The sequence below is a fragment of the Roseivivax halodurans JCM 10272 genome, assembly GCF_000521785.1.
GTDB lineage: Bacteria > Pseudomonadota > Alphaproteobacteria > Rhodobacterales > Rhodobacteraceae > Roseivivax > Roseivivax halodurans.
Window position 1 is genome coordinate 137,571 of sequence record NZ_JALZ01000003.1, and the last position, 20,456, is coordinate 158,026.

Genomic DNA, 20,456 nt, shown 5'->3' on the forward strand with positions numbered 1-20,456 from the left:
TCGCGCTATAGTAGAGTACTCTCGCCTCAATAGAATCCGACATTACCGATTCGTTTTGAATAATATTTAGTCATTTCATCGCGCGCGATTCCAACAGGCATCGCGGAGCAAAATAGAATTGCGTGTATCCGTCTATTGATTGGAGGCAATTGAATGAAATCCGTTATTTTCCAGTCCCGTTTCAGGGCTTTCTCCTGCCTCGTTGCATCAGTATTCGGACTTGCGCCCCATGGGGTGCAGGCACAAACGGATCTGAGGATCCTCGGGACCCTGGTGGCGCCGATCGAGACGCCGCAGGAACTGGCTCTCGTAGAGCTTGCCGACACCCCGGTCTCGCTTCGCACAATATCGGCCGGGAGCACGACCGTGATCGCCGAGGGACGGACGGCCCTGAACGGGAGCTTCTCGTTCACGACCAAGGCCGGGCAGAACTACCAGGTCTGCTGGAACTATCAGGACGTCGAGGGCTGCCGCCGCGTGACGCGGCCGGACTCGTCGGCCGCCGGCGGGCAGGCGCTGGCCGGGGTCATCCCGCTCGGACCCGTACATGTCGGTCTCAAGCCGCCCCTGGTCTTCGGCCGAGTACTGACCGGAGACAGCCGGCCATGCTGGGTCCAGGATTCGTTCTTCGAACTCGATGTCAGTACCGACGTGATCGGGGGCGGACGCAATGCAAAGGCCAACACGCAGGGCGAATACGTCATCCTGCCCAGGGCGCAGGTCTTCCTCATCCGCGGCGAATGCGAGAAGGCGCAGGTCGCGCAGACCATCGCCGCCGGGACGGGCTCGCTGCGGGTGGACATGACGCTGCCCAACCGCGCGCCGCAGATCACCTCGATCGCGGCCACGGACGGCGCCGAATTCACCACCCGGTCCGCGCCGGCCGAAACGCTCAAGATCGTCTCGACCAATCGCGATCTCGACGGCCACGGGCTCGAGCACAGCTGGCGGCTGATGGGCGGCAGCGACGGCGTGCTGTCGGGCTCGACCGTGCGCACGGAATCGTGGGACCTGCCCAATATCGACGGGCGGCGGTCGGTCTACCTCATGGCGCGGGACGGCTTCGGCGGCTTCGCGATGCGCCGCTTCGACATGGAGGTCGGTGACGACATCATCGAGGCCAGCGGCCAGGCCGTCGACAGCGCGACCGGAACGCCGATCGCGGGCGCCCGGGTGACCTTCGGCGAGGCGCAGGCGCAAACCGACGGCAACGGCTGGTTCCGCCTGGAGAGAAAACCGAACGACGAGGACCGGTACGTGCTCAACATCGAGCATCCGAACTTCGCCATGATGTCGCGGATCCTCGACCGTACGGCGCGCGGCCAGACCTATCAGATGATCCGCGCGCAGGTCGTCACCTTCCCGAGCGGCCAGGGCGTGACGCTCGAGGACACGCGCAGCTCCGGCATCTGCAACCAGGAGAGGTCGGGCGATACGCGCCGTACAATGCGTCTCGTGCCGCCGCGCTTCGTCGGCTTCGAGAAGACCGGCGACGCAGCGCCCCGCAACCGCGCCGAGCCGGCCGGGGACGCGCGGACGGGCACGATGGTGCCCGGCGGGCTTGTCACCGGCGGCCGACTGCGCGACGGCGGGACCGTCTCAGGCGGGCAGCTGTCCATCGCGCGCGGGACCATCGGGTCGGTCACGATCGGCACGCCCCTGACCGATGCCAACAGTCGCGCGGTGGCGGGTCGCGTCGATCTGAGCGCCGCCTTCCCCTTCGAGAGGATGGACGAGAGCGAGGACGCGACGGCGGCCGAGGCGGTCGCGATGGTGATGAAACGGCAGCGGGAATGCGATCGCCGGGGCATCCAGATCCGCCTGCAGCCGGACAGTTTCCGCCTCGAGGACGGCACGCCCTATTCCGGTGCCGTGCGCGCGGCGATCGCGACGCTGAATCCCGCGATCCGCTCCATTCCCGGCGATTACCAGGCCATCGATGCCAACGGCGACCGCGCCGAGCTCCTGAGCTTCGGAGCGCTCTATGCGGACTTCACCGACATGCAGGGCAACCGGTTGGGGCTGCGCCCCGGCGTCGAGGCCGAGATCCTGACCCCGGTCAGTTCCTACCAGTCCGGCAGCGCGCAGCCGACGATCGCGCAATGGTCCTACGATGCCGAGACTGGCTTCTGGAGGGAGGAAGGCACGGGCACGTTGCAGAACACCTCGAACGGGCCGCGTTATGTCGGCAAGACGTCCCACTTCTCGACGTTGAACATGGACGTCTCCGGCAACGATCCCGCCGACGCCACCTGCGTTCGCTTCGAGGTCGGGTCCGACTTCGCGGCCTGGAGCAACCTGACGATCCGCGCCTATGTCTCGTATGGCGGCGATTCGGTGCAGGTGAAGGAGACGGCGCTCAACAATGACCAGTACCAAGCGATCTATCGCATCCCCTTCGGAAACGGCTTTCCGCCGAACACATTGAGGCTCGAGCTTCGCGGCACGTCCTCGGGGCAGGAGGTCGTCCTGCTCGACGACATCATCAACACCGACGCGCGTCCCCAGATGACGTTCGATCCGTCGGACCCCGACGCGCTCTGGCCGGACTACCCCTATGACGAATGTGGCGATCCGCTTCTGCTGACCGCCGCGCCGGGCATCATTCCGCCCTATGGCGACTCGGACGGCTTCGGCCGGCCGGCCTTCCTGAGCGGACCCTACGGCGACTTCAATCCCGCCGACGGCGCGCTTCAGGTCGTCGACTATTACAACGCCATCGATCCCGGCGGGGCCAAGACGAATCTCGAGGATTGGTGGGTCGCCAATGGCTTCGGACCGGACGGCGCTGGCGGAGGGCATCCGAGCTATGTCCGGCAGGCCTATCTCAATCACAACGATCTCGGCTTCGGACGCGACATGCATTGCCGCACGGATGCTCCGGACGCCGGCGATGCGGCCTGCTACGTGACCAATTACGGCCTGCCGGATCAGAACCCGGCCAATGCCGACGCGGCCGAGACCCAGGATCCCGCGGTGCAGGGCGCAACCGTCACGATGGAATACGACGCCCAGGCGCCTCAGGCGGAGCGGGTACAGTTCTACGTGTTCGGTGGCGGCACCGGCGCGGCGGGACGGATCAACTTCGCCGATCTCGACGGGCTCGGTCCGAAGCCTGTGCCGTTCCTGTGCATGGTCTGCCATGGCGGCGGGCCGAGCCTGAACGCAAACGACGTGGTCGAGCATGCGCGCTTCCGGGAGTTCGACCTGCCGAGCTTCCGGTATCCGGGCGCCGGGGAATGGGACTTCGGCGACGGCACGGCGACCGGCGTTCTCGACGCGACGGACCTCGACAACTTCGCCACCCTCAACGAATATGTCGAGGGGATCCACAGCGGGACACCGATCGGGAACCTGATCGACAACTGGTATCCGACAGCGTTCTCGGGCCCGCCGGTTCAGCCCAACGTGCCGTCCGGCTGGTCGACAGAGGCGAGCGTCTATCACGAAGTGCATGGCAAGGCCTGCCGCACCTGCCACGTGGCGCGCGATGCGGGCATCCCGAACAACTTCCTGACCTTCGAGAGTTCGGCCAATCTTTCCGGAACGAGCTACGCCGTGTGTGATCCGTTCGACACCGGCGTCCGCTTCATGCCCAACGCGGTCGTCACGTACCGGAACTTCTGGACGGACACGAACCGTGTGAACCTCTACGAGGCCCTGACCGGAACGGCACTCAACACCTGCGCCGACTGACGATCCGCCACCTGAATAGATCCGCAGGCGCCGGCGGATTCCACGAAAAAGGGCGGCCCCGGCGGGCCGCCCTTTCACGAATTCTATCCGCGCCGGATCACTCGGCCGGAGCGCATTCGCGCAGGGCTTCCACGTCCGGGCCGTTCGGCGTGCGGCCGAGGTTGAACGGCGCCGAGGCGTCGCGCCACTGGGCGTAGTCGCCGAGATACTCGACCATAGAGAGGTACACCTTGGCCGAGTTCTCGTTCTCGCAGGCGGTCTCGACGATCACGTCGTTGGCCATGGTCTGGATCTTCTCCAGCGTCTCGTCGTCGTAGCGGGTGATCTCGACCACCTCGTCGAACTTGGCGTAGGCCTCGGTCGCGCGCTTCTCGGTGAAGGCGAGCGACCACAGCAGCGTCGCGTCGGCCGCGATCTGCAGCTTCTCCTGCGTCTCGGGCGACAGCGCGTCCCAGGATTGCTGGTTGATCATCACGCCGAAGACCGATGCGGACTGGTGCCAGCCCGGCGTCGCCCAGGCCGAGGTGACCTGCTGGAAGCCCGCGGACCAGTCCACGTTCGGGGTCGAGAACTCGCCGCCGTCGATCACGCCGCGCTCGAGCGCCTGGTAGATCTCGCCGCCGGCCATCGACACCTGGTTGCCGCCGAGCTGCTCGAGAAGCTTGCCCTGCTCGAGGCCGGAGACGCGGATGCGCTTGCCCTGCAGGTCCTCGAGCGTGCGAATCGGCTCGTTGGTGCGGAAGCCGCTCTCGTTGTTGGTGACGCCGTAGGGCAGGTACTTCATGCCGAACTGGCCGTAGATCTCGTCGTAGATCTCGGCCCCGCCCCATTGCTGGATCCAGTTGACGTAATCGACCGCGTTGAAGAGCGACGGGGTCGTGGCGAGCGGCGAGAACGCCGCGTCGCGGCCCGCCCAGTAGCCCGGCCAGTCGCCGCCGGCCTGGATCGTGCCGCTCTCGACCGCGCCGAAGACCTCGCCCGCGGGGACGAGCGCGCCGCCCTCGTAGAACTCGATCTGCAGCTCGTCACCGGTGAGCTTGTTGGCGAGATCGACGAAGTGCTTGTCGGTCTCGATGAGCTCGAGCGAGGACGGCCACGTGGTGGTCATGGTCCAGCTGTCCTGCGCCGAGGCGGCGGCGCCGAAGCTGACCGAGACGGCGGCTCCGAGCGCGATGGATCTGGTGAGTGTCATGGATATCCTCCCTTAACTGGATGCTGATGACGAGTAGAGCACCGAGGGCAGCCAGGTCACGAGACCCGGAAACAGCGCCATGAGAAGCGCCATGCCCACGATGAGCGCGATGAACGGCAGCACGCCCATGATGATGTGGCTGGTCTTCACCTCCTTGGGCGCGATGGCCCGGAGGTAGAAGAGTGCGTAGCCGAATGGGGGTGTCAGGAACGAGGTCTGCAGCACGACCGCCATGAGGCAGACGAACCACAGCAGGCTGATCCCCTCCATCTCCTGCACGATGGGCAGGAAGATCGGGAACGACAGGAGCACGATGCCGGTCCAGTCGAGGAATGCCCCGAGGATGAACACGATGAACATCATCACGAGGATCAGCAGCCACGGTGCGAAGTCGAGCGCGCGCATCAGCTCCTGCGTGGCGCGGAGGCCCCCGGTGATGTTGAAGACACCCGTGAAGGCGGTCGCGCCGACGACGATAAAGAGGATCATCGCGGACGTCTTCCCGGTGTCGAGCAGCGCCTGGTAGAAACTCGGCAGCGTGAAGCGGCCGCGCACGACGACGATGACGAGCGCGAGGATCGCGCCGATCGCCGAGGCCTCGGTCGCGGTGGCGATGCCGGCGAGAAGCGAGCCGAGGATGCCGAGGATCAGAACCAGCGGCGGCACTGCCTCGATCGCGAGCATTCGGATGAGCTGGCCGCGGGGCAGCTTCTCGTCGGGCTCAACCGAAGGCGCCATGTCAGGGCGGATGCGGGCGATGATGGCGACCCAGGCTGCGTAGAGCAGCCCGAGCAGGACGCCCGGGATCATCGAGCCCGCGAAGAGCTCGCCGACCGAGAGAGGCGAGTAGGAGGCCATCAGGATGAGCATGATCGACGGCGGGATGAGGATGCCGAGGCAGCCCGACGCGGCGATCACGCCCGTGGTCAGCGTCGGCGAGTAGCCGTAGCGCAGCATCGGCCCGAGGGCCATCACGCCCATCACGGTGATCGAGGCGCCGATGATGCCGGTGGTTGCGGCGAGAAGGATCGAGATGAAGACGACCGCGAGCGCGAGGCCGCCGCGCACGTTCGACATCAGGAGCCGCAGGCTCTCGAACATCTTGTCGGTCACGCCCGAGTTCGACAGGAACTGCGCCATCAGCACGAAGAGCGGGATCGCGATCAGGGTGAAGTTCGACAGGACGTCGCCGAAGATGCGGTTCACCACAATCCCGAGGACCATGGGCTTGCCCGCGATCAGCGCGCCGAGGACGGCGGTGCCGCCCAGCACGAAGGCGAGCGGATGCCCCATGAAGAGCCCCAGGAGAAGGAGCCCGAACATCACGAGGGCGATGAGTTCAGGACCCATGATGCGGCTCCTCCACGAGGCTGGTGTCTTTCCAGTAATATTGCCCGGCGACGAGCTTCAGCACCTCGACGATCCCCTGCAGCAGAAGGAGCCCCGCCGCCACCGTCATCGCCATCTTGAGCGGGTAGACCGGCAACTGCACGGCGCCGTAGGTGGTCTCGCCCTGCGCGTAGGAGCGCGCGGCGAATTCCCACGACCGGGTCAGGAAGACGTAGGTGAAGGGGAAGTAGAAGATCACGTAGCCGGCGATCTCGACCATCCGGCGCAGGCCGTCGCTGAAGGTCTCGGTGATCAGGTCGACGCGGACATGGCTCTGATGCTTCAGCGCGTAGCCGCCGAGCATGACGAAATAGAAGGCGTACATCTGCGTCGTGACGTCGAAGGCCCATCGCGTCGGCGCGTTGAAGGCGTATCGCATGATGACGTCGTAGAGGATGATGAAGGCGAAGATGATCGACAGGCACGCAACGATGCGGCCCACGACCTCGTTGATCGCGTCGAGTGCGCGGATAACGGTATTCAAGCAGACCTCCCCTGTGCAGCAATAGCCGCGGTCCCGTTGTTAAATTTTAAAAGCCGGCGTTTCGACAGCAGTTTGCGATCCCGTGTCGCAATGTCGCATTTGCATTTTTGCGTCACCGGGCGGATCGAGGCTCTTCGCCCGATGACGCTTGCCGCGGCGCGGCGGAACATTACCATCGCCAGCCGGATAGAAGGAAGGTTTCCATGCCCGACAAGGCCCGCACCTTCGGCATCATCGGTCTCGGCAATTTCGGCAGCACCGTCGCGAGAGAGCTCACACGGTTCGGCAATCAGGTGGTCGGCGTCGACATCGACAAGGGACGCGTGACCGCCCATGCGGAGCTCCTGTCGGAGACCATGATTATCGACGCCCGCGACGACCAGGCGGTGAAGGAGGCGGGGCTCGGCGATTGCGACGTTGCGCTCGTGGCGATGGGGTCGGACCTCGAGGCGTCGATCCTCGCGTCGATCAACCTCAAGCTCGCCGGGGTCGAGACGATCTGGGCCAAGGCGCGCACCAAGACCCACCACCGCATCCTGTCGCGGCTCGGCGTCGATCGGATCATCCACCCGGAGGTGGAGGTCGGACAGCACGTCGCGCAGGTGCTGCACAACCCGCTCATCCGCGATTACATCAGCCTCGGGAACGGGTTCTTCGTGGTCAACATCACGGTGCCCGAGAGCCTGCAAGGCAAGACCCTCGACGATCTGCCGCACAAGGACGACTACAACCTGCGCTGCGTGGGCGTCATGCGGGGGACAGAATATCTCGGCATGGACGGCGCGCGCTGCGAGTTCCAGAAGGACGACCTGCTGCTTCTGCTCGGCAAGCGCTCGGATCTTCGCTCCTTCGCCTCAAGTCTCTGATCCATGGCGCTGATCGGCATCCGCGCGGGGCTGCAGCGACGGGCGCTGAGGCTTTCGCCGCCCTCGCTGCTCGCGCTCACCTATCTCGTCTTCGTGGCGATCGGGGCCGGTCTGCTCTGGCTGCCGGTCGCGAATACCGGCGAGGTCTACTTCCTCGACGCGCTCTTCACCTCGATGTCCGCGGTGACGGTGACGGGCCTGACCGTGGTGGATACCGGAACCGATTTCACGTTCTTCGGCCAGATGGTGATCCTGCTGCTGATGCAGCTCGGGGGGCTCGGGCTCATCACCTTCGCGGTCTTCGTGCTCGCTGCGCTCGGCGTGCCGCTCGGCCTCGGCCAGCGGCTGATGCTGCGCGAGGACCTCAACCAGTCGTCCTTCGGCGATCTTCTGAGGCTGGTCAGGACCGTCTTCGCCGTCGCGCTCGGCTGCGAGGCGGTCGGAGCCGCGCTTCTCGCCCTCGCCTTTGTGCCCGACTTGGGTTGGTCGGAGGGCGTCTGGGCGTCCGTCTTCCACTCGGTGTCGGCGTTCAACAACGCGGGCTTCTCTCTTTGGTCCGACAGCCTCAAGCGCTATGCGACGCACCCGCTGGTGAACGTGGTCGTGCCGCTTCTCTTCATCATCGGCGGGCTCGGCTTCGTGGTCCTCAACGACATCTGGCAGAAGCGCCGCTGGCGGTCGATGCTGCTGCACACCAAGATCATGCTGGTCGGGACGGCGGCGCTGATCCTCTGGGGCTGGGTGACCTTCGCCGCGCTCGAATGGTCCAACCCCGACACGCTCGGCGGGTTCGGATCCTGGATCGACCGGCTGATCGTCTCAGGCTTTCAGGCGGTGACGCCGCGCACGGCGGGCTTCAACACGATCGACACCGGAGCGATGCGGGATTCGACGGCGCTCATGACCATGACGCTCATGGTGATCGGCGCAGGCTCCACCTCGACCGCGGGCGGGATCAAGGTGACGACCTTCGTGGTCCTGATCCTTGCGACGGTCGCATTCTTCCGCAAGCGCGACGAGCTCAACTGCTTCGGGCGGTCCCTCGGCCATGACGAGGTGATGAAGGTCCTCGCCCTGTCGATGGTGTCGATGATCATCGTCTTCGCGTCGATCTTCCTGATCTCGACCACACACGAAGGCCCGTTCCTCCGCCTCGTCTTCGAGGTCTGCTCGGCCTTCGGCACCGTGGGCCTGACGATGGGCGCGACGCCCGAGCTCAACACTACGGGCCGCATCGTCATCATGATCGTGATGTTCCTCGGCCGGGTCGGCCCGCTGACGCTCGGCTTCTTCCTCGCCACGCACAGCGTCGCCCGGGTGCGCTATCCGCCCGGGCGGGTGTTCCTCGGCTGACCGTCGGGGCCGGCGGACCGGCCCCGCGACGCCCTCAGCCCTGCAGCGGCTTGACCACCAACTCGCCCTCGCCCCGCTCCTTCATCGCGAGCGCAGCGGCATGGGCGCCGGCGAGCGTCGTGAAGTAGGGGATCTTGTCGTAGAGCGCGACCGAGCGGATCTCGCGACTGTCGGACAGCGCCGCGGCGCCCTCGGTGGTGTTGAGCACGAGCTGGATGCCGCCGTCCTTCATCAGGTCGACGATATTCGGGCGGCCCTCGTAGACCTTCTTGACGGTCTCGCAGGTCAGCCCCTGCTCGCGCACGAAGGCGGCGGTGCCGGCGGTCGCGCGGATGGTGAAACCGAGATCGATCAGGAGCCGCGCCACCTCGGTCAGCAGCTCGCCCTTGTCGCCGTCCTTGATCGACAGGAACACCGCGCCCTTGTGCGGCAGGTGCGTGCCCGCACCCATCTGCGCCTTGAGGAAGGCGCGCGGGAAGGAGCGGTCCCAGCCCATGACCTCGCCGGTGGAACGCATCTCGGGCCCGAGCACCGTGTCGACGCCGGGGAAGCGGGCGAAGGGCAGCACCGCCTCCTTGACCGAGAACCACGGCATGTCGGGATCGGCCAGCGTCATCGGATCGGCCAGCGGCAGCACCGTGTCGTAATCGGTGTCGGCCGGATACGGCGCGCGCAGCGGGAAGGAGGAGAGCTTTTCGCCCGCCATGATCCGCGCGGCGATCGAGGCAATGGCACTGTCGGTGGCCTTGGCGACGAAGGGCACGGTGCGCGAGGCGCGCGGGTTCACCTCGATGAGGTAGACCTCGCCGTCCTTGACCGCGAACTGCACGTTCATCAGGCCGACGACGTTCAGCTCGAGCGCAAGCGCCTCGGACTGACGCTTCACCTCCTCGATGATCTCCTTCGGCAGCGAATAGGGCGGCAGCGAGCAGGCGCTGTCGCCGGAATGGACGCCCGCCTCCTCGATATGCTGCATGATGCCGGCGACGTGCACGGACTCCCCGTCGCAGAGCGCGTCGACGTCAAGCTCGACCGCGCCCGAGAGGTAGCTGTCGAGGAGGACCGGGTTCTTGCCCGAGACGACCACGGCGTCGCGGATGTAGCGCTCGAGATGCGCGCCGTCGCGGACGATCTCCATCGCGCGGCCGCCGAGCACGTAGGACGGGCGGATCACCAGCGGGAATCCGATATCCTCGGCGATGGCGATGGCCTGTTCCTCGGACGAGGCGATGCCGTTCTTGGGCTGCTTGAGGTTCAGCTTGTTGACGAGTTCCTGGAAGCGCTCGCGGTCCTCGGCGCGGTCGATCGCGTCGGGCGAGGTGCCGAGGATCGGGATGCCCGCGTCCGAGAGATCGTTGGCGAGCTTGAGCGGCGTCTGGCCGCCGAACTGCACGATCACGCCGTGGAGCGTGCCGCGCTCCTGCTCGACGCGCAGGATCTCCATCACGTGCTCGTAGGTCAGCGGCTCGAAATAGAGCCGGTCCGAGGTGTCGTAATCGGTCGACACGGTCTCGGGGTTGCAGTTGACCATGATCGTCTCGAAGCCCGCACCGGTCAGCGCGTAGCAGGCGTGACAGCAGCAATAATCGAACTCGATCCCCTGCCCGATCCGGTTGGGACCGCCGCCGAGGATGACGACCTTCTTGGCATCGGAGGGCCGCGCCTCGCATTCGACCTCGCCCATCATCGGGGCCTCGTAGGTGGAATACATGTAGGGGGTCTGGGCCTCGAATTCGGCCGCGCAGGTGTCGATGCGCTTGAAGACCGCGGTGACGCCCGCGGCGTGGCGCGCGCGGCGCACGGCGTGCTCGTCGGTCCCGGCAAGCGCGCCGAGGCGCATGTCGCTGAAACCCATCATCTTGAGATGGCGCAGGCCCGCCTCGTCGTTGGGGAGGCCGTTCGCGCGCACGCGCGCCTCCTCGTCGACGATCTCGCGGATGCGGGCGAGGAACCACGGATCGAAGCTGGTCACGGCGAAGATGTCGTCGTCCGAGAGGCCATGGCGCATCGCCTGCGCGATGAGGCGCATCCGGTCGGGCGTCGGCGTTGAGAGTGCCTTGACGATGGCGGCGCGATCCGACGCCTCACCCTCGCCGAGGCCGGGGATGTCGATCTCGTCGAAGCCGGAGAGGCCCGTCTCCATCGAGGCGAGCGCCTTCTGCAGGCTCTCGTGGATGGTGCGGCCTATGGCCATCGCCTCGCCCACGGATTTCATCGCGGTCGTGAGCACCGGCTCGGAGCCGGGGAACTTCTCGAAGGCGAAGCGCGGGATCTTGGTCACGACGTAGTCGATGGTCGGCTCGAAGGAGGCGGGCGTCACCTTGGTGATGTCGTTGTCGAGCTCGTCGAGCGTGTAGCCGACGGCGAGCTTGGCCGCGATCTTGGCGATGGGGAAGCCGGTCGCCTTGGAGGCCAGCGCCGAGGAGCGCGAGACCCGCGGGTTCATCTCGATCACGACCATGCGGCCGTCCTCGGGGTTCACCGCCCATTGCACGTTCGAGCCGCCGGTCTCGACGCCGATCTCGCGCAGCACGGCGATCGAGGCCGAGCGCATGCGCTGGTATTCCTTGTCGGTGAGCGTGAGCGCGGGGGCGACGGTGATCGAGTCGCCGGTATGCACGCCCATCGGGTCCACGTTCTCGATGGCGCAGACGATGATGGCGTTGTCGGCGCGGTCGCGCACGACCTCCATCTCGAATTCCTTCCAGCCGAGAAGGCTCTCGTCGATCAGGATCTGGCCCGTGGGCGAGGCGTCCATGCCCGAACGGCAGTAATATTCGTAGTCTTCGCGGTTGTAGGCGACGCCGCCGCCGGTGCCGCCGAGCGTGTAGGCGGGGCGGATGATCGCGGGCAGGCCGATATGCTCGAGCTCGGCCATGGCGAGGCGCACGCCCTCCTTGAGGTCGGCGCGGCCGTCGTCCTTCATCGGCGCAGTCACGATCGTCGCCTTGGGGTTCTCGAGCCCGATCCGGTCCATCGCCTCGCGGAAGAGGCCGCGGTCCTCGGCCATCTCGATCGCCTGGCGGTTGGCGCCGATCATCTCGACGCCGTGCTCGGCGAGAACGCCCATCTCCTCGAGCTTGAGCGCGGTGTTGAGGCCGGTCTGCCCGCCCATCGTGGGCAGGAGCGCGTCGGGCTTTTCCTTGGCGATGATCTTGGCCACGGTCTCGGGCGTGATCGGCTCTATGTAGGTGGCGTCGGCGAGACCGGGATCGGTCATGATCGTCGCGGGGTTCGAGTTCACCAGGATGACCCGGTACCCTTCCTCGCGCAGCGCCTTGCAGGCCTGGGCGCCGGAATAGTCGAACTCGCAGGCCTGTCCGATGATGATCGGCCCGGCGCCGATGATCATGATGGAGGAAATGTCGGTTCTCTTGGGCATGGGGACCTTCCTCGGGGCTGTTGCGGCGGGCAAATCGGCGTGGGTTATAGAGATGGCCAAGGGCTGTGCAACCCCTGTTGCGGCGCCCAAAAGCGCGCCACGCACCATGGCGTTTCGCCGGGTCACGGAGTCGTCGGGCACTAGCGGCCCGAAATTTTCCACCTACATGTGTTATGTTAGTGGTGTGGCGGATCCGGCTTCGGAGCGCATCGCCGGCACGCTTCCCGGCCGCCACCCTCGTCACGATCCGTCGAGGCCCGCCGGCCGAGGACATGTACCACATGACGTCGACGTCGACGGGTCTTTTCTGGACGCATCATTCCGCGGGAATGATGAGCGCCGCGCTGGTCGTTCCGCTGCACGCCATCCTCCGGGACAGTTTCGGAAAACCCGCCCGGGACCGCGTCTTTGCCGATGCGGGCTTCCCGGACGCGCCGCCGTCCGGCGAGTCGGTGCCGGAAAGCAAGGTCGTCAGGCTGCACAACGGCGTGCAGGATAACTGGCCCGACATCAGCCCCGATCTTCTCGACCGGGCAGGTCGCGCCGCGGCCGAGGCGGTGGTGACGGACCGGATCACCCCCCGCGCCAAGGTCCTGCTCGAGAACATGCCCTGGCCGATGGCGGCGTGGCTCGTCGGACGGTCGGCGCGGCAGAACGCGCGCGCCTTTGCGGGGTCGGGGCTGTTCTCGGTGCAGACGACGGGACGCTTTGCGCTCATCAACAACCCGTTCGCTCTGCATGTGCGCTCGGCCGAGCCCAACTGCCATTTCCACGCGGCGTTCTTCGAGCACATGTTCCAGCGCCTCGCCCATCGCGACTTCAAGTGCCGCGAAGTGGCCTGCTGTGCCGCCGGCGCCGAGGCCTGCACCTTCGTGCTGAGCCTCGACGGTCAGGTCCCCGGCGACTGAGGGCGTCCTACTGCGCCGCCTGCGGCCATGCCGCCTGCCGGCTCTCGTCCGCACGGTAGAGGTAGTTCCGCGTTCTCGGCACGGCGTATTGCTTGCGCGTCATCTGCAGCTGGAACACGCCCTGCCGCTGCTCCTCGAAGGCGGTCTCGCAGGCGACGAGGTAGAACCGGAACATGCGCACGAAGCGGTCGTCGTACATCGCGCGCACCTTGTCGACATTGGCCTCGAACCGGTCGCGCCAGTGATGCAGCGTTGGGCCGTAATGGCCGCGCAGGATCTCGATGTCGGTGGTCCAGAGGCCCGAATTCTCCATCGGCGCGGCCAGATCCGAGAGCGAGGGGACGTATCCGCCCGGGAAGATGTACTTCATGATCCAGGGCGAGGTCGGGCCCGGCGGGCAGGTGTTGCCGATCGTGTGGATCAGCGAGATGCCGTCCGGCGCCAGAAGCTCGGCCACCTTGTCGAAATAGACCGGGAATTGCGGCGGGCCGACATGCTCGAGCATGCCGACGCTGACGATCCGGTCGAAGGTCTCGGTCACGTCACGGTAATCCTGCAGGCGGAACTCGGTCTTGTCCGAAAGCCCCGCGGCCTCGGCCCGCTCGGTCGCGGTGCGCTTCTGGTTGCTCGAGAGGGTCACGCCGGTGACATGCGCGCCGTAATCCTTCGCGAGCGTCAGCGCCATGCCGCCCCAGCCGCAGCCGATGTCGAGCACCCGCATCCCCGGCTCGATCATGAGCTTCTTCGCGATGTGCTGCTTCTTGGCCTCCTGCGCCTCCTCGAGCGTCATGTCGGGCCGCGCGAAATAGGCGCAGCTGTACTGCATGTCCCGGTCGAGGAAGAGCCGGTAGAGATCGTCCGAAATGTCGTAATGATGCGCGACGTTGCGGCGCGCGGTCACGGGCGTGTTCTTGAGCCAGAGATGCTTGATCCGATTGCGGAAGCTCTGCATCGCGTTCACCCAGCCGGGCATCGCCTTGTAGCGTTCGCGGTTGCGCACGAGCATCGCCACGAAGTCGTAGAGCTTGTCCGGTGCGACCTCGATCCGGCCGTCCATGTAGCCCTCTCCGAGGGCGAGCACCGGGCTCAGGCAGAGTTCGCGCAGGATCGACGCGTCGGTGATCTTCACATGCGCCGAGAATTCCTCGGGCTGCCCGTATTCCGTCACCCGGCCGTCCGGCCATTCCACCGCAAGCTCGCCATCCTGCACGAGCCGTTGCAGCATTCGATCAACAATGGTGTCCCACATCACCACCTCCATCGATGTCCAATCATTTTGTCCCGCCGGCGGAGTCTTATCTTAGGTCGGAGGCCGCCCTGCGACAAATTGCGCTGGCCCGCGCTTGACTTCCCCGGCCATGGCGGGTGTATCCACGCCTGAATTTCCGGCAATCAGAAGAGGCTTCGAGCCATGCACGCCTATCGCAGCCAAACCTGCGCCGATCTCCGCCGAGACAATGTCGGGCAGGAGGTTCGCCTCGCGGGGTGGGTCCACCGCATCCGCGACCACGGCGGCGTGCTGTTCGTCGATCTGCGCGACCATTACGGCGTCACGCAGGTGCTGTGCGATCCCGACAGCCCGGTCTTCGCCGAGGTCGAGAAGCTGCGCTCGGAATGGTGCGTGAAGATCGACGGCGTTGTGAAGGCCCGGGCCGAGAGCCTCGTGAACCCCAAGCTGCCGACCGGCGAGATCGAGGTCTACATCCGCGACGTCGAGGTGCTGGGCGCCGCCGAGGAGCTGCCGCTCATCGTCTTCGGCGATCAGGAATATCCCGAGGAGACGCGCCTGCGCTACCGCTACCTCGACCTGCGCCGCGAGGCCATGCAGGAGAACATGGTGCTGCGCTCGGACGTCGTGCGGTCCCTGCGCGAGCGGATGTGGAAGCAGAATTTCCGAGAATACCAGACGCCGATCATCACGGCGTCCTCGCCCGAAGGCGCGCGCGACTTCCTCGTGCCCTCGCGCCTACATCCGGGCAAGTTCTACGCGCTGCCGCAGGCCCCGCAGCAGTTCAAGCAGCTCATCATGGTGTCGGGCTTCGACAAGTACTTCCAGATCGCGCCCTGCTTCCGCGACGAGGACCCGCGCGCCGACCGCTCGCCGACGGACTTCTACCAGCTCGACATGGAGATGAGCTTCGTCGAGCAGCAGGACGTCTTCGACGCGATCCAGCCGGCGGTACAGGGCGTCTTCGAGGAATTCGGCGGTGGCCGGAAGGTCGACACCGACTGGCCTCAGATCGCCTACAAGGATTCGATGCTGTGGTACGGCACCGACAAGCCGGACCTGCGCAACCCGATCAAAATGCAGGTGGTGAGCGATCACTTCCGCGGCTCGGGCTTCGCGATCTTCGCCAAGCTGCTCGAGCAGGACGGAACCGAGATCCGCGCGATCCCCGCGCCGGGCGGCGGATCCCGCAAGTTCTGCGACCGCATGAACGCCTTCGCACAGAAAGAAGGACTGCCGGGGATGGGCTACATCTTCTGGCGCGACAAGGACGGCGAGGCCGAGGCCGCGGGCCCGCTCGCCAAGAACATCGGGCCGGAGCGGACGGAAGCTCTGCGCCAGGAGCTCGGCCTCGGCGTCGGGGATGCGGCGTTCTTCCTCGGCGGCAAGCCGGCATCCTTCGAGCGTGTCGCGGCCAAGGCCCGCACCGTGATCGGCGAGGAGCTGGGGCATACCGAGCAGGACCGTTTCGCCTTCGCCTGGATCGTGGATTTCCCGATGTACGAAGCGGATGAGGAATCGGGTGATATCGACTTCAGCCACAACCCGTTCTCGATGCCCCAGGGCGGGATCGAGGCGCTGGACGGCGATCCGCTCGAGGTGAAGGGCTGGCAGTACGACCTCGCCTGCAACGGCTACGAGCTCGTCTCGGGCGCGATCCGGAACCACCGGCTCGACATCATGTTCAAGGCCTTCGAGAAGGCCGGCTACGGCGAGGACGAGGTGCGCAAGCGCTTCGGCGGCATGGTCAATGCGTTCCGCTTCGGCGCCCCGCCCCACGGCGGCTGCGCGGCGGGCATCGACCGGATCGTGATGCTGCTGGCGGACGAGCAGAACATCCGCGAGGTCATCATGTTCCCGATGAACCAGCGCGCCGAGGACCTGATGATGGGCGCCCCGACCGAGCCCACGTCCGACCAGCTGATGGAGCTCCGCCTGCGGGTCATGCCCGACGAGGACTGATCCCGCGGACCTGCGCGGACAGCGGCCCGGACGGAGACGTCCGGGCCTTTTTCATGCGCCGCGGTCAGACCGTCTCGCAGGCCTCGGTCCGCTCTTCGACGAGCCGCGCGATGCGTGTCGTGATCTCGCCCGAAGGCAGGTGCTTGCGGCGTGCCTCGAGCCACTGCTCCGCAGCAGCCGCCAGCGGCGTGTCGCCTGCGCTTTGCGCCACGCTCGTGAGGAACTGCGCGGCGTAATCGAGCGTCGCCTCGTTCGAGGCGTCGAGCAGGTCGGCGACGTGCAGCATGTCGTCGCGATAGGCGACCGGGTCGGGCCGGATCTCGGTCGCATCGGCGAGCCGCGGGCCGTGCGGGCGCCATTCGGCCGGCAGGTGCTTAAGGACCATGGCCTGGACCTTGCCGATACCGCGGACCGGCTTGGCGAGAAAGTCGTCCGCCCCGGCCGCGAGAGCCGCGTGTTCGGTCCCGGGATCGCCGCTGATGGCGAGAATGACCGGGAGGCGCGGCTCGGCTGCCGCGAGCTCGGAGATCAGCTCGGCGCCGGAGCCGTCGGGAAGCCCCATGTCGATGATCGCGACCGAGGGACGGTAGACCTCGAGATGCCGTCGGGCGGAGCGCAGGCAATCGGCCCGACGGATCCGCGCGCCGGAGCGGGTGCAGACGAGACGCAGGGCGTCACAGGCAAATCGGCTGTCCTCGACCATCAGGACCGTCAGGCCGAGGAAGGGACGCGCCGGAGTGGGCCGCAACACGCCGAACTGGTTTCCGTGATCGTCCATCCGAATCCCTCCCGGAATCGTTCTGATTCATCATGATCCGAGCGTGGGCCTTTTCGGTGAACGGGCGGTTAATGGCCGCAGGGGCCGCTGCTTGCACCGCCGCCGGGGCCGGGTGCATAAGCGCGGAGGCCAATCAAGGAGGACAGGCATGATCGGTCGTCTCAACCATGTCGCCATCGCGGTGCCGGACCTCGAGGCCGCGGCGGCGCAGTACCGGGACACGCTCGGCGCCGAGGTGGGCGCGCCGCAGGACGAGCCCGATCACGGCGTGACGGTCGTGTTCATCGAACTGCCGAACACCAAGATCGAGCTGCTCTATCCGCTGGGCGAGGAGAGCCCGATCCAGGGGTTCCTCGACAAGAACCCGGCGGGCGGCATCCACCACATCTGCTACGAGGTGGACGATATCCTCGCCGCACGCGACAGGCTCAAGGATCAGGGCGCGCGTGTGCTGGGCTCCGGCGAGCCGAAGATCGGCGCGCATGGCAAGCCGGTGCTGTTCCTGCACCCAAAGGATTTCAACGGCTGCCTCGTGGAACTGGAGCAGGTCTGATGTCCATCGCCTCCGCCATCGTGCTCTTCGCCGTGTTCTGGTTCCTGATCTTCCTGATCCTGATCCCGGTGCGCCTGAAGACGCAAGGCGACCTCGGCAAGGTCGTCCCGGGCACGCATTCCGCCTCGCCGGAGATTCACAACCTCGGCAAGAAGGCGTGGATCACCACCGGCGCGACATTCGTCGTCTGGGCCATCGTCACGACGATCATCCTCTCGGGATGGATCACCGTGCGCGACATCGACTGGTTCAACCGGATGGGGCCCGAGCCTGTAGTTGGTGAAACAAGTGAGTGAACGTCGCCGCGCCTAGGATCGGGATGAGAAGGTTCACGATCGGGATCGACAGGGGCAGCGCCATCAGCACGCCCGCGATCCAGATCGTCGTGCCATGGCGGCGGCGCAGCTCGGCGGCCTTCAGACGGCCGACCCGGCGCATCGCGGCGAGGGTGAAGTATTCGCGCCCGAGAAGGTAGCCGTTCATCCCCCAGAAGATCAGCGGCGCGATCGGCGGGACGAAGAGGTAGAGCACAAAGGCGCCGATATTGGCCACGACGAGTATGCCGAGAAAACCGAACGTGTCCTTGACCTGATCTCCGAAGGGGATGCGGCCGGCGGGCGGCAGCGCGGGGTAGTGCCGATCCTCGACCGCCTCGGCCACCTGCTCGAGAAAGAGCGAGGTCACGGCGGAGGCGACCGGCACCATCAGGAAGACCGACAGTACCAGCATCAGGAGGATCGAGCCGATGGAGAGCACGTCGTCGATCCAAGCCACGTCGCCGATGAGCGGAAGGGTGATCGTGTCGGGCGCGAGCCAGCCCACCAGCCAGACGAAGGCCGCGTAGAAAAGCGCGAGAAGGGCGATGGTGAGCGCGAGGCCGATCCAGAGAACGCGGCGGAACCGCGCGTCGTCGACCATCTGGCCGATGGAGCGCAGGAACGCGGCGAGGATCATGCCTCGACCCACTCCGTGATCGTGTCGATGTCGGGGCGCGGGCGCTCGGGGGGCTCGGCGCCTTCGGTGCCGATATGGACGAAGCCCGCGATGCGCTCGTTGGCCGAGAGGCCGAGCGTCCGGGCCACGAAGCCGCGATCATGCGCCACCCAGCCCGAGAGCCAGTTCGCCCCCCAGCCCGCGGCAAGCGCGGCGTTGAGCAGAGCGAGCGTCACCGCGCCCGCGGAATAGGTCTGCTCGATCGGGGGAATCTTGGCCGATTCACGCTGGATCTCGACCACGGCGACGCAAAGCGGGCTGTCGAGGAACTGCGCTCGGCCCTTGCTCGCCTGGTCGGCGTCGAGCTTGAGGACTTTCGCGCGTTCGGTCGCGGCGTCGGCGATGCGGGTGAGGGCCGCGCCGCGAATCACGATGAAGCGCCAAGGCTCGAGCTTGCCGTGATCGGGCGAGCGCGCGGCGGCGGTCAGGATCGGCCGGAGCGCCTCGTTCGAGGGGGCGGGCCCCCGCAGCGTCTTTGCCGGGCGCGAGCGGCGGGTGAGCAGGAAGTCGAGCGCGGCGTCGTTGCGAGGCGGCATGACACGTATCCTTGGAAATCCGCCTCCTATGTCACCGCTCGGACGGGGGGATTCAAGGATCGAATCGTGGCGGCGCGAGGGCGGAAGTCCGTGCGCAAGCGGCGAAATTTGCGGGAGCGAGCTTCGCAAGAGGGCCGGGTTCGGCTATGAGCGCGACATGAAGCCGCCCGACCTTTCGCATCTCGCGCAGCCCGGGAGCACCCTGTCGCTGAGGGTGACGCCGCGCGCCTCGCGGGACGCGGTCGAGGAGACAGCGGCCGGGCTGAAGGTTCGCGTGACTGCTCCGCCCGAGGACGGAAAGGCCAATGCCGCCGTGCAGAAGCTTCTCGCCAAGGCGCTCGGTATCGCGAAGACCCGCCTGACTCTGATCGCCGGTCAGACCTCGCGCGACAAGGTCTTCCGGATCGACTGACCCTCAGCCCTTGCCGGTACGGGAATAGACGCCTTCGGGGAGCTCGATCGCCGCCGCGAGGTCGCGCATCTGGCTGATCGAGAGCGTTATGCGCATCGTGCTGTCGGTGCGCGGATCGTATTGCTCGACGGTGATGCATTCCTCGAAGGAGTTGACGATCACGTCCTCCTGGAGCGGTGCCGGCCCCTCGTCGACGAGGGTCACCACGGTGGCGTCGAAATCGTGCTCGATGCTGAACATGAGGCCACCCTAGCCGCGCCGGTAGGCCTTGCCTAGCCTCTCGCGCCGCTTGTGCAGGGCAAAGAGCGCGGGCGCCGCGACGTGATCGTAGAGCAGCGCCGCACCCTGACGGATACCGGGCGTGCGGACGAGGCGCGCGAGCCAGCGCAGACGCGGGATGCGGTCCCAGACGATCGCGAAGGCGGGGACCCCGTCATAGAGCACGCCGTCCCTCACGACATGGAAACGGCGCGCGGCGGCGCGCCTGGTGATCCCGAAGCTCTCCAGTTCCCCTTCGGAGAGGCCACGGAATCCGATCCCGGGATCGGAGGCGGTCATGCGCTTGTAGGACGCGACTTCGCGCGCGCAGATCGGGCAGGTGTCGTTGTAGATGACGGTGATTTCGGCGGACATGGTGCCCAGATAGCCGCAGCGGGGGCCGCGGCCAGATCCTCACGAAAAAGGGGGTGGCTTGGTCACCTTCGGCCCACTAGTGCTGAAGAAA

The 20,456-nt window shown here is 66.4% G+C and carries 18 protein-coding genes; 8 read left to right on the forward strand and 10 right to left on the reverse strand.

Going from position 1 to position 20,456, the window contains the following annotated elements:
- Positions 1 to 153 precede the first annotated feature (153 nt).
- The gene (locus tag OCH239_RS04605) at positions 154 to 3,696 is read left to right on the forward strand and encodes a peptidase associated/transthyretin-like domain-containing protein (RefSeq protein ID WP_157577796.1); all 3,543 of its coding nucleotides are present in this window, start codon (positions 154 to 156) and stop codon (positions 3,694 to 3,696) included.
- 97 nt (positions 3,697 to 3,793) lie between these two features.
- Here OCH239_RS04605 and dctP read toward each other — a convergent pair whose 3' ends face one another.
- From dctP to OCH239_RS04620, 3 genes are read right to left on the reverse strand one after another with little or no spacing between them, the layout of a single operon-like run.
- Positions 3,794 to 4,888 (reverse strand): TRAP transporter substrate-binding protein DctP, encoded by a 1,095-nt coding sequence (gene dctP, locus OCH239_RS04610; protein WP_037259367.1) that lies wholly within the window; start codon positions 4,886 to 4,888, stop codon positions 3,794 to 3,796.
- Between the two features lie 12 nt (positions 4,889 to 4,900).
- A complete protein-coding gene (locus tag OCH239_RS04615; RefSeq protein WP_211241961.1) occupies positions 4,901 to 6,238 on the reverse strand; it encodes a TRAP transporter large permease in 1,338 nt (445 codons plus the stop codon).
- Complete coding sequence (locus tag OCH239_RS04620; RefSeq protein WP_037259368.1) at positions 6,228 to 6,761, reverse strand: TRAP transporter small permease subunit; 534 nt, start codon at positions 6,759 to 6,761, stop codon at positions 6,228 to 6,230. Before OCH239_RS04620 ends, OCH239_RS04615 begins: the two co-directional genes overlap by 11 nt.
- A gap of 203 nt (positions 6,762 to 6,964) precedes the next feature.
- On the opposite strand from OCH239_RS04620, the gene OCH239_RS04625 reads away from it, so the two are divergent.
- Both OCH239_RS04625 and OCH239_RS04630 read left to right on the forward strand, forming a co-directional pair.
- A complete protein-coding gene (locus OCH239_RS04625; protein WP_037259370.1) occupies positions 6,965 to 7,627 on the forward strand; it encodes a potassium channel family protein in 663 nt (220 codons plus the stop codon).
- 3 nt (positions 7,628 to 7,630) lie between these two features.
- Positions 7,631 to 8,980: a TrkH family potassium uptake protein gene (locus tag OCH239_RS04630; RefSeq protein ID WP_211241962.1), complete on the forward strand. Its 1,350-nt coding sequence runs from the start codon at positions 7,631 to 7,633 to the stop codon at positions 8,978 to 8,980.
- Between the two features lie 34 nt (positions 8,981 to 9,014).
- Here the strand turns inward: OCH239_RS04630 and carB are convergent, their stop codons facing one another.
- Complete coding sequence (gene carB, locus OCH239_RS04635) at positions 9,015 to 12,362, reverse strand: carbamoyl-phosphate synthase large subunit (protein WP_037259372.1); 3,348 nt, start codon at positions 12,360 to 12,362, stop codon at positions 9,015 to 9,017.
- Positions 12,363 to 12,643: 281 nt separating this feature from the next.
- Between carB and bchJ the strand changes: the two genes are divergently transcribed.
- The gene (gene bchJ, locus OCH239_RS21610) at positions 12,644 to 13,270 is read left to right on the forward strand and encodes a bacteriochlorophyll 4-vinyl reductase (protein WP_051489258.1); all 627 of its coding nucleotides are present in this window, start codon (positions 12,644 to 12,646) and stop codon (positions 13,268 to 13,270) included.
- Between the two features lie 7 nt (positions 13,271 to 13,277).
- Here the strand turns inward: bchJ and OCH239_RS04645 are convergent, their stop codons facing one another.
- Positions 13,278 to 14,519: an SAM-dependent methyltransferase gene (locus OCH239_RS04645; RefSeq protein ID WP_037259567.1), complete on the reverse strand. Its 1,242-nt coding sequence runs from the start codon at positions 14,517 to 14,519 to the stop codon at positions 13,278 to 13,280.
- Positions 14,520 to 14,681: 162 nt separating this feature from the next.
- Between OCH239_RS04645 and aspS the strand changes: the two genes are divergently transcribed.
- A complete protein-coding gene (aspS, locus tag OCH239_RS04650) occupies positions 14,682 to 16,460 on the forward strand; it encodes an aspartate--tRNA ligase (protein WP_037259376.1) in 1,779 nt (592 codons plus the stop codon).
- Between the two features lie 64 nt (positions 16,461 to 16,524).
- On the opposite strand, the gene OCH239_RS04655 is transcribed toward aspS, so the two are convergent.
- Positions 16,525 to 17,238: a response regulator gene (locus OCH239_RS04655; RefSeq protein ID WP_037259378.1), complete on the reverse strand. Its 714-nt coding sequence runs from the start codon at positions 17,236 to 17,238 to the stop codon at positions 16,525 to 16,527.
- A 148-nt stretch (positions 17,239 to 17,386) separates the two neighbouring features.
- On the opposite strand from OCH239_RS04655, the gene mce reads away from it, so the two are divergent.
- Positions 17,387 to 17,791, forward strand: coding sequence for a methylmalonyl-CoA epimerase (gene mce / locus OCH239_RS04660; protein WP_037259380.1), 405 nt, complete (start codon positions 17,387 to 17,389; stop codon positions 17,789 to 17,791).
- A complete protein-coding gene (locus OCH239_RS04665) occupies positions 17,791 to 18,087 on the forward strand; it encodes a DUF1467 family protein (RefSeq protein ID WP_037259381.1) in 297 nt (98 codons plus the stop codon). The genes mce and OCH239_RS04665 overlap by 1 nt, the downstream gene beginning before the upstream one ends.
- Here OCH239_RS04665 and OCH239_RS04670 read toward each other — a convergent pair.
- A complete protein-coding gene (locus tag OCH239_RS04670; protein ID WP_037259383.1) occupies positions 18,041 to 18,745 on the reverse strand; it encodes an EI24 domain-containing protein in 705 nt (234 codons plus the stop codon). The genes OCH239_RS04665 and OCH239_RS04670 overlap by 47 nt on opposite strands.
- Positions 18,742 to 19,320 carry a nitroreductase family protein gene (locus OCH239_RS04675; RefSeq protein WP_037259385.1) on the reverse strand — a complete coding sequence of 193 codons (579 nt, stop codon included), beginning with the start codon at positions 19,318 to 19,320 and terminating at the stop codon, positions 18,742 to 18,744. The genes OCH239_RS04670 and OCH239_RS04675 overlap by 4 nt, the downstream gene beginning before the upstream one ends.
- A 157-nt stretch (positions 19,321 to 19,477) precedes the next feature.
- Here OCH239_RS04675 and OCH239_RS04680 point away from each other — a divergent pair, with 157 nt between their 5' ends.
- Positions 19,478 to 19,732 (forward strand): DUF167 domain-containing protein, encoded by a 255-nt coding sequence (locus tag OCH239_RS04680; RefSeq protein ID WP_037259387.1) that lies wholly within the window; start codon positions 19,478 to 19,480, stop codon positions 19,730 to 19,732.
- Positions 19,733 to 19,735: 3 nt separating this feature from the next.
- Here the strand turns inward: OCH239_RS04680 and OCH239_RS04685 are convergent, their stop codons facing one another.
- Both OCH239_RS04685 and OCH239_RS04690 read right to left on the reverse strand, forming a co-directional pair.
- Entirely contained in the window at positions 19,736 to 19,972 is a 237-nt protein-coding gene (locus OCH239_RS04685) for a hypothetical protein (RefSeq protein ID WP_037259389.1), read from the reverse strand.
- Between the two features lie 9 nt (positions 19,973 to 19,981).
- A complete protein-coding gene (locus tag OCH239_RS04690) occupies positions 19,982 to 20,365 on the reverse strand; it encodes a thiol-disulfide oxidoreductase DCC family protein (protein WP_037259391.1) in 384 nt (127 codons plus the stop codon).
- Between the last annotated feature and the right edge of the window lie 91 nt (positions 20,366 to 20,456).

What these genes read in the sequence shown, in the direction of transcription:
- OCH239_RS04680 (WP_037259387.1), top strand. Translation starts at nt 19,478, where the DNA reads ATGAAGCCGCCCGACCTTTCGCATCTCGCGCAGCCCGGGAGCACCCTG.
- OCH239_RS04645 (WP_037259567.1), bottom strand. Translation starts at nt 14,519, where the DNA reads ATGTGGGACACCATTGTTGATCGAATGCTGCAACGGCTCGTGCAGGAT.
- aspS (WP_037259376.1), top strand. Translation starts at nt 14,682, where the DNA reads ATGCACGCCTATCGCAGCCAAACCTGCGCCGATCTCCGCCGAGACAAT.
- OCH239_RS04690 (WP_037259391.1), bottom strand. Translation starts at nt 20,365, where the DNA reads ATGTCCGCCGAAATCACCGTCATCTACAACGACACCTGCCCGATCTGC.
- OCH239_RS04685 (WP_037259389.1), bottom strand. Translation starts at nt 19,972, where the DNA reads ATGTTCAGCATCGAGCACGATTTCGACGCCACCGTGGTGACCCTCGTC.
- mce (WP_037259380.1), top strand. Translation starts at nt 17,387, where the DNA reads ATGATCGGTCGTCTCAACCATGTCGCCATCGCGGTGCCGGACCTCGAG.
- bchJ (WP_051489258.1), top strand. Translation starts at nt 12,644, where the DNA reads ATGACGTCGACGTCGACGGGTCTTTTCTGGACGCATCATTCCGCGGGA.
- OCH239_RS04670 (WP_037259383.1), bottom strand. Translation starts at nt 18,745, where the DNA reads ATGATCCTCGCCGCGTTCCTGCGCTCCATCGGCCAGATGGTCGACGAC.
- OCH239_RS04630 (WP_211241962.1), top strand. Translation starts at nt 7,631, where the DNA reads ATGGCGCTGATCGGCATCCGCGCGGGGCTGCAGCGACGGGCGCTGAGG.
- OCH239_RS04615 (WP_211241961.1), bottom strand. Translation starts at nt 6,238, where the DNA reads ATGGGTCCTGAACTCATCGCCCTCGTGATGTTCGGGCTCCTTCTCCTG.
- OCH239_RS04605 (WP_157577796.1), top strand. Translation starts at nt 154, where the DNA reads ATGAAATCCGTTATTTTCCAGTCCCGTTTCAGGGCTTTCTCCTGCCTC.
- OCH239_RS04655 (WP_037259378.1), bottom strand. Translation starts at nt 17,238, where the DNA reads ATGGACGATCACGGAAACCAGTTCGGCGTGTTGCGGCCCACTCCGGCG.
- OCH239_RS04675 (WP_037259385.1), bottom strand. Translation starts at nt 19,320, where the DNA reads ATGCCGCCTCGCAACGACGCCGCGCTCGACTTCCTGCTCACCCGCCGC.
- dctP (WP_037259367.1), bottom strand. Translation starts at nt 4,888, where the DNA reads ATGACACTCACCAGATCCATCGCGCTCGGAGCCGCCGTCTCGGTCAGC.
- carB (WP_037259372.1), bottom strand. Translation starts at nt 12,362, where the DNA reads ATGCCCAAGAGAACCGACATTTCCTCCATCATGATCATCGGCGCCGGG.
- OCH239_RS04625 (WP_037259370.1), top strand. Translation starts at nt 6,965, where the DNA reads ATGCCCGACAAGGCCCGCACCTTCGGCATCATCGGTCTCGGCAATTTC.
- OCH239_RS04665 (WP_037259381.1), top strand. Translation starts at nt 17,791, where the DNA reads ATGTCCATCGCCTCCGCCATCGTGCTCTTCGCCGTGTTCTGGTTCCTG.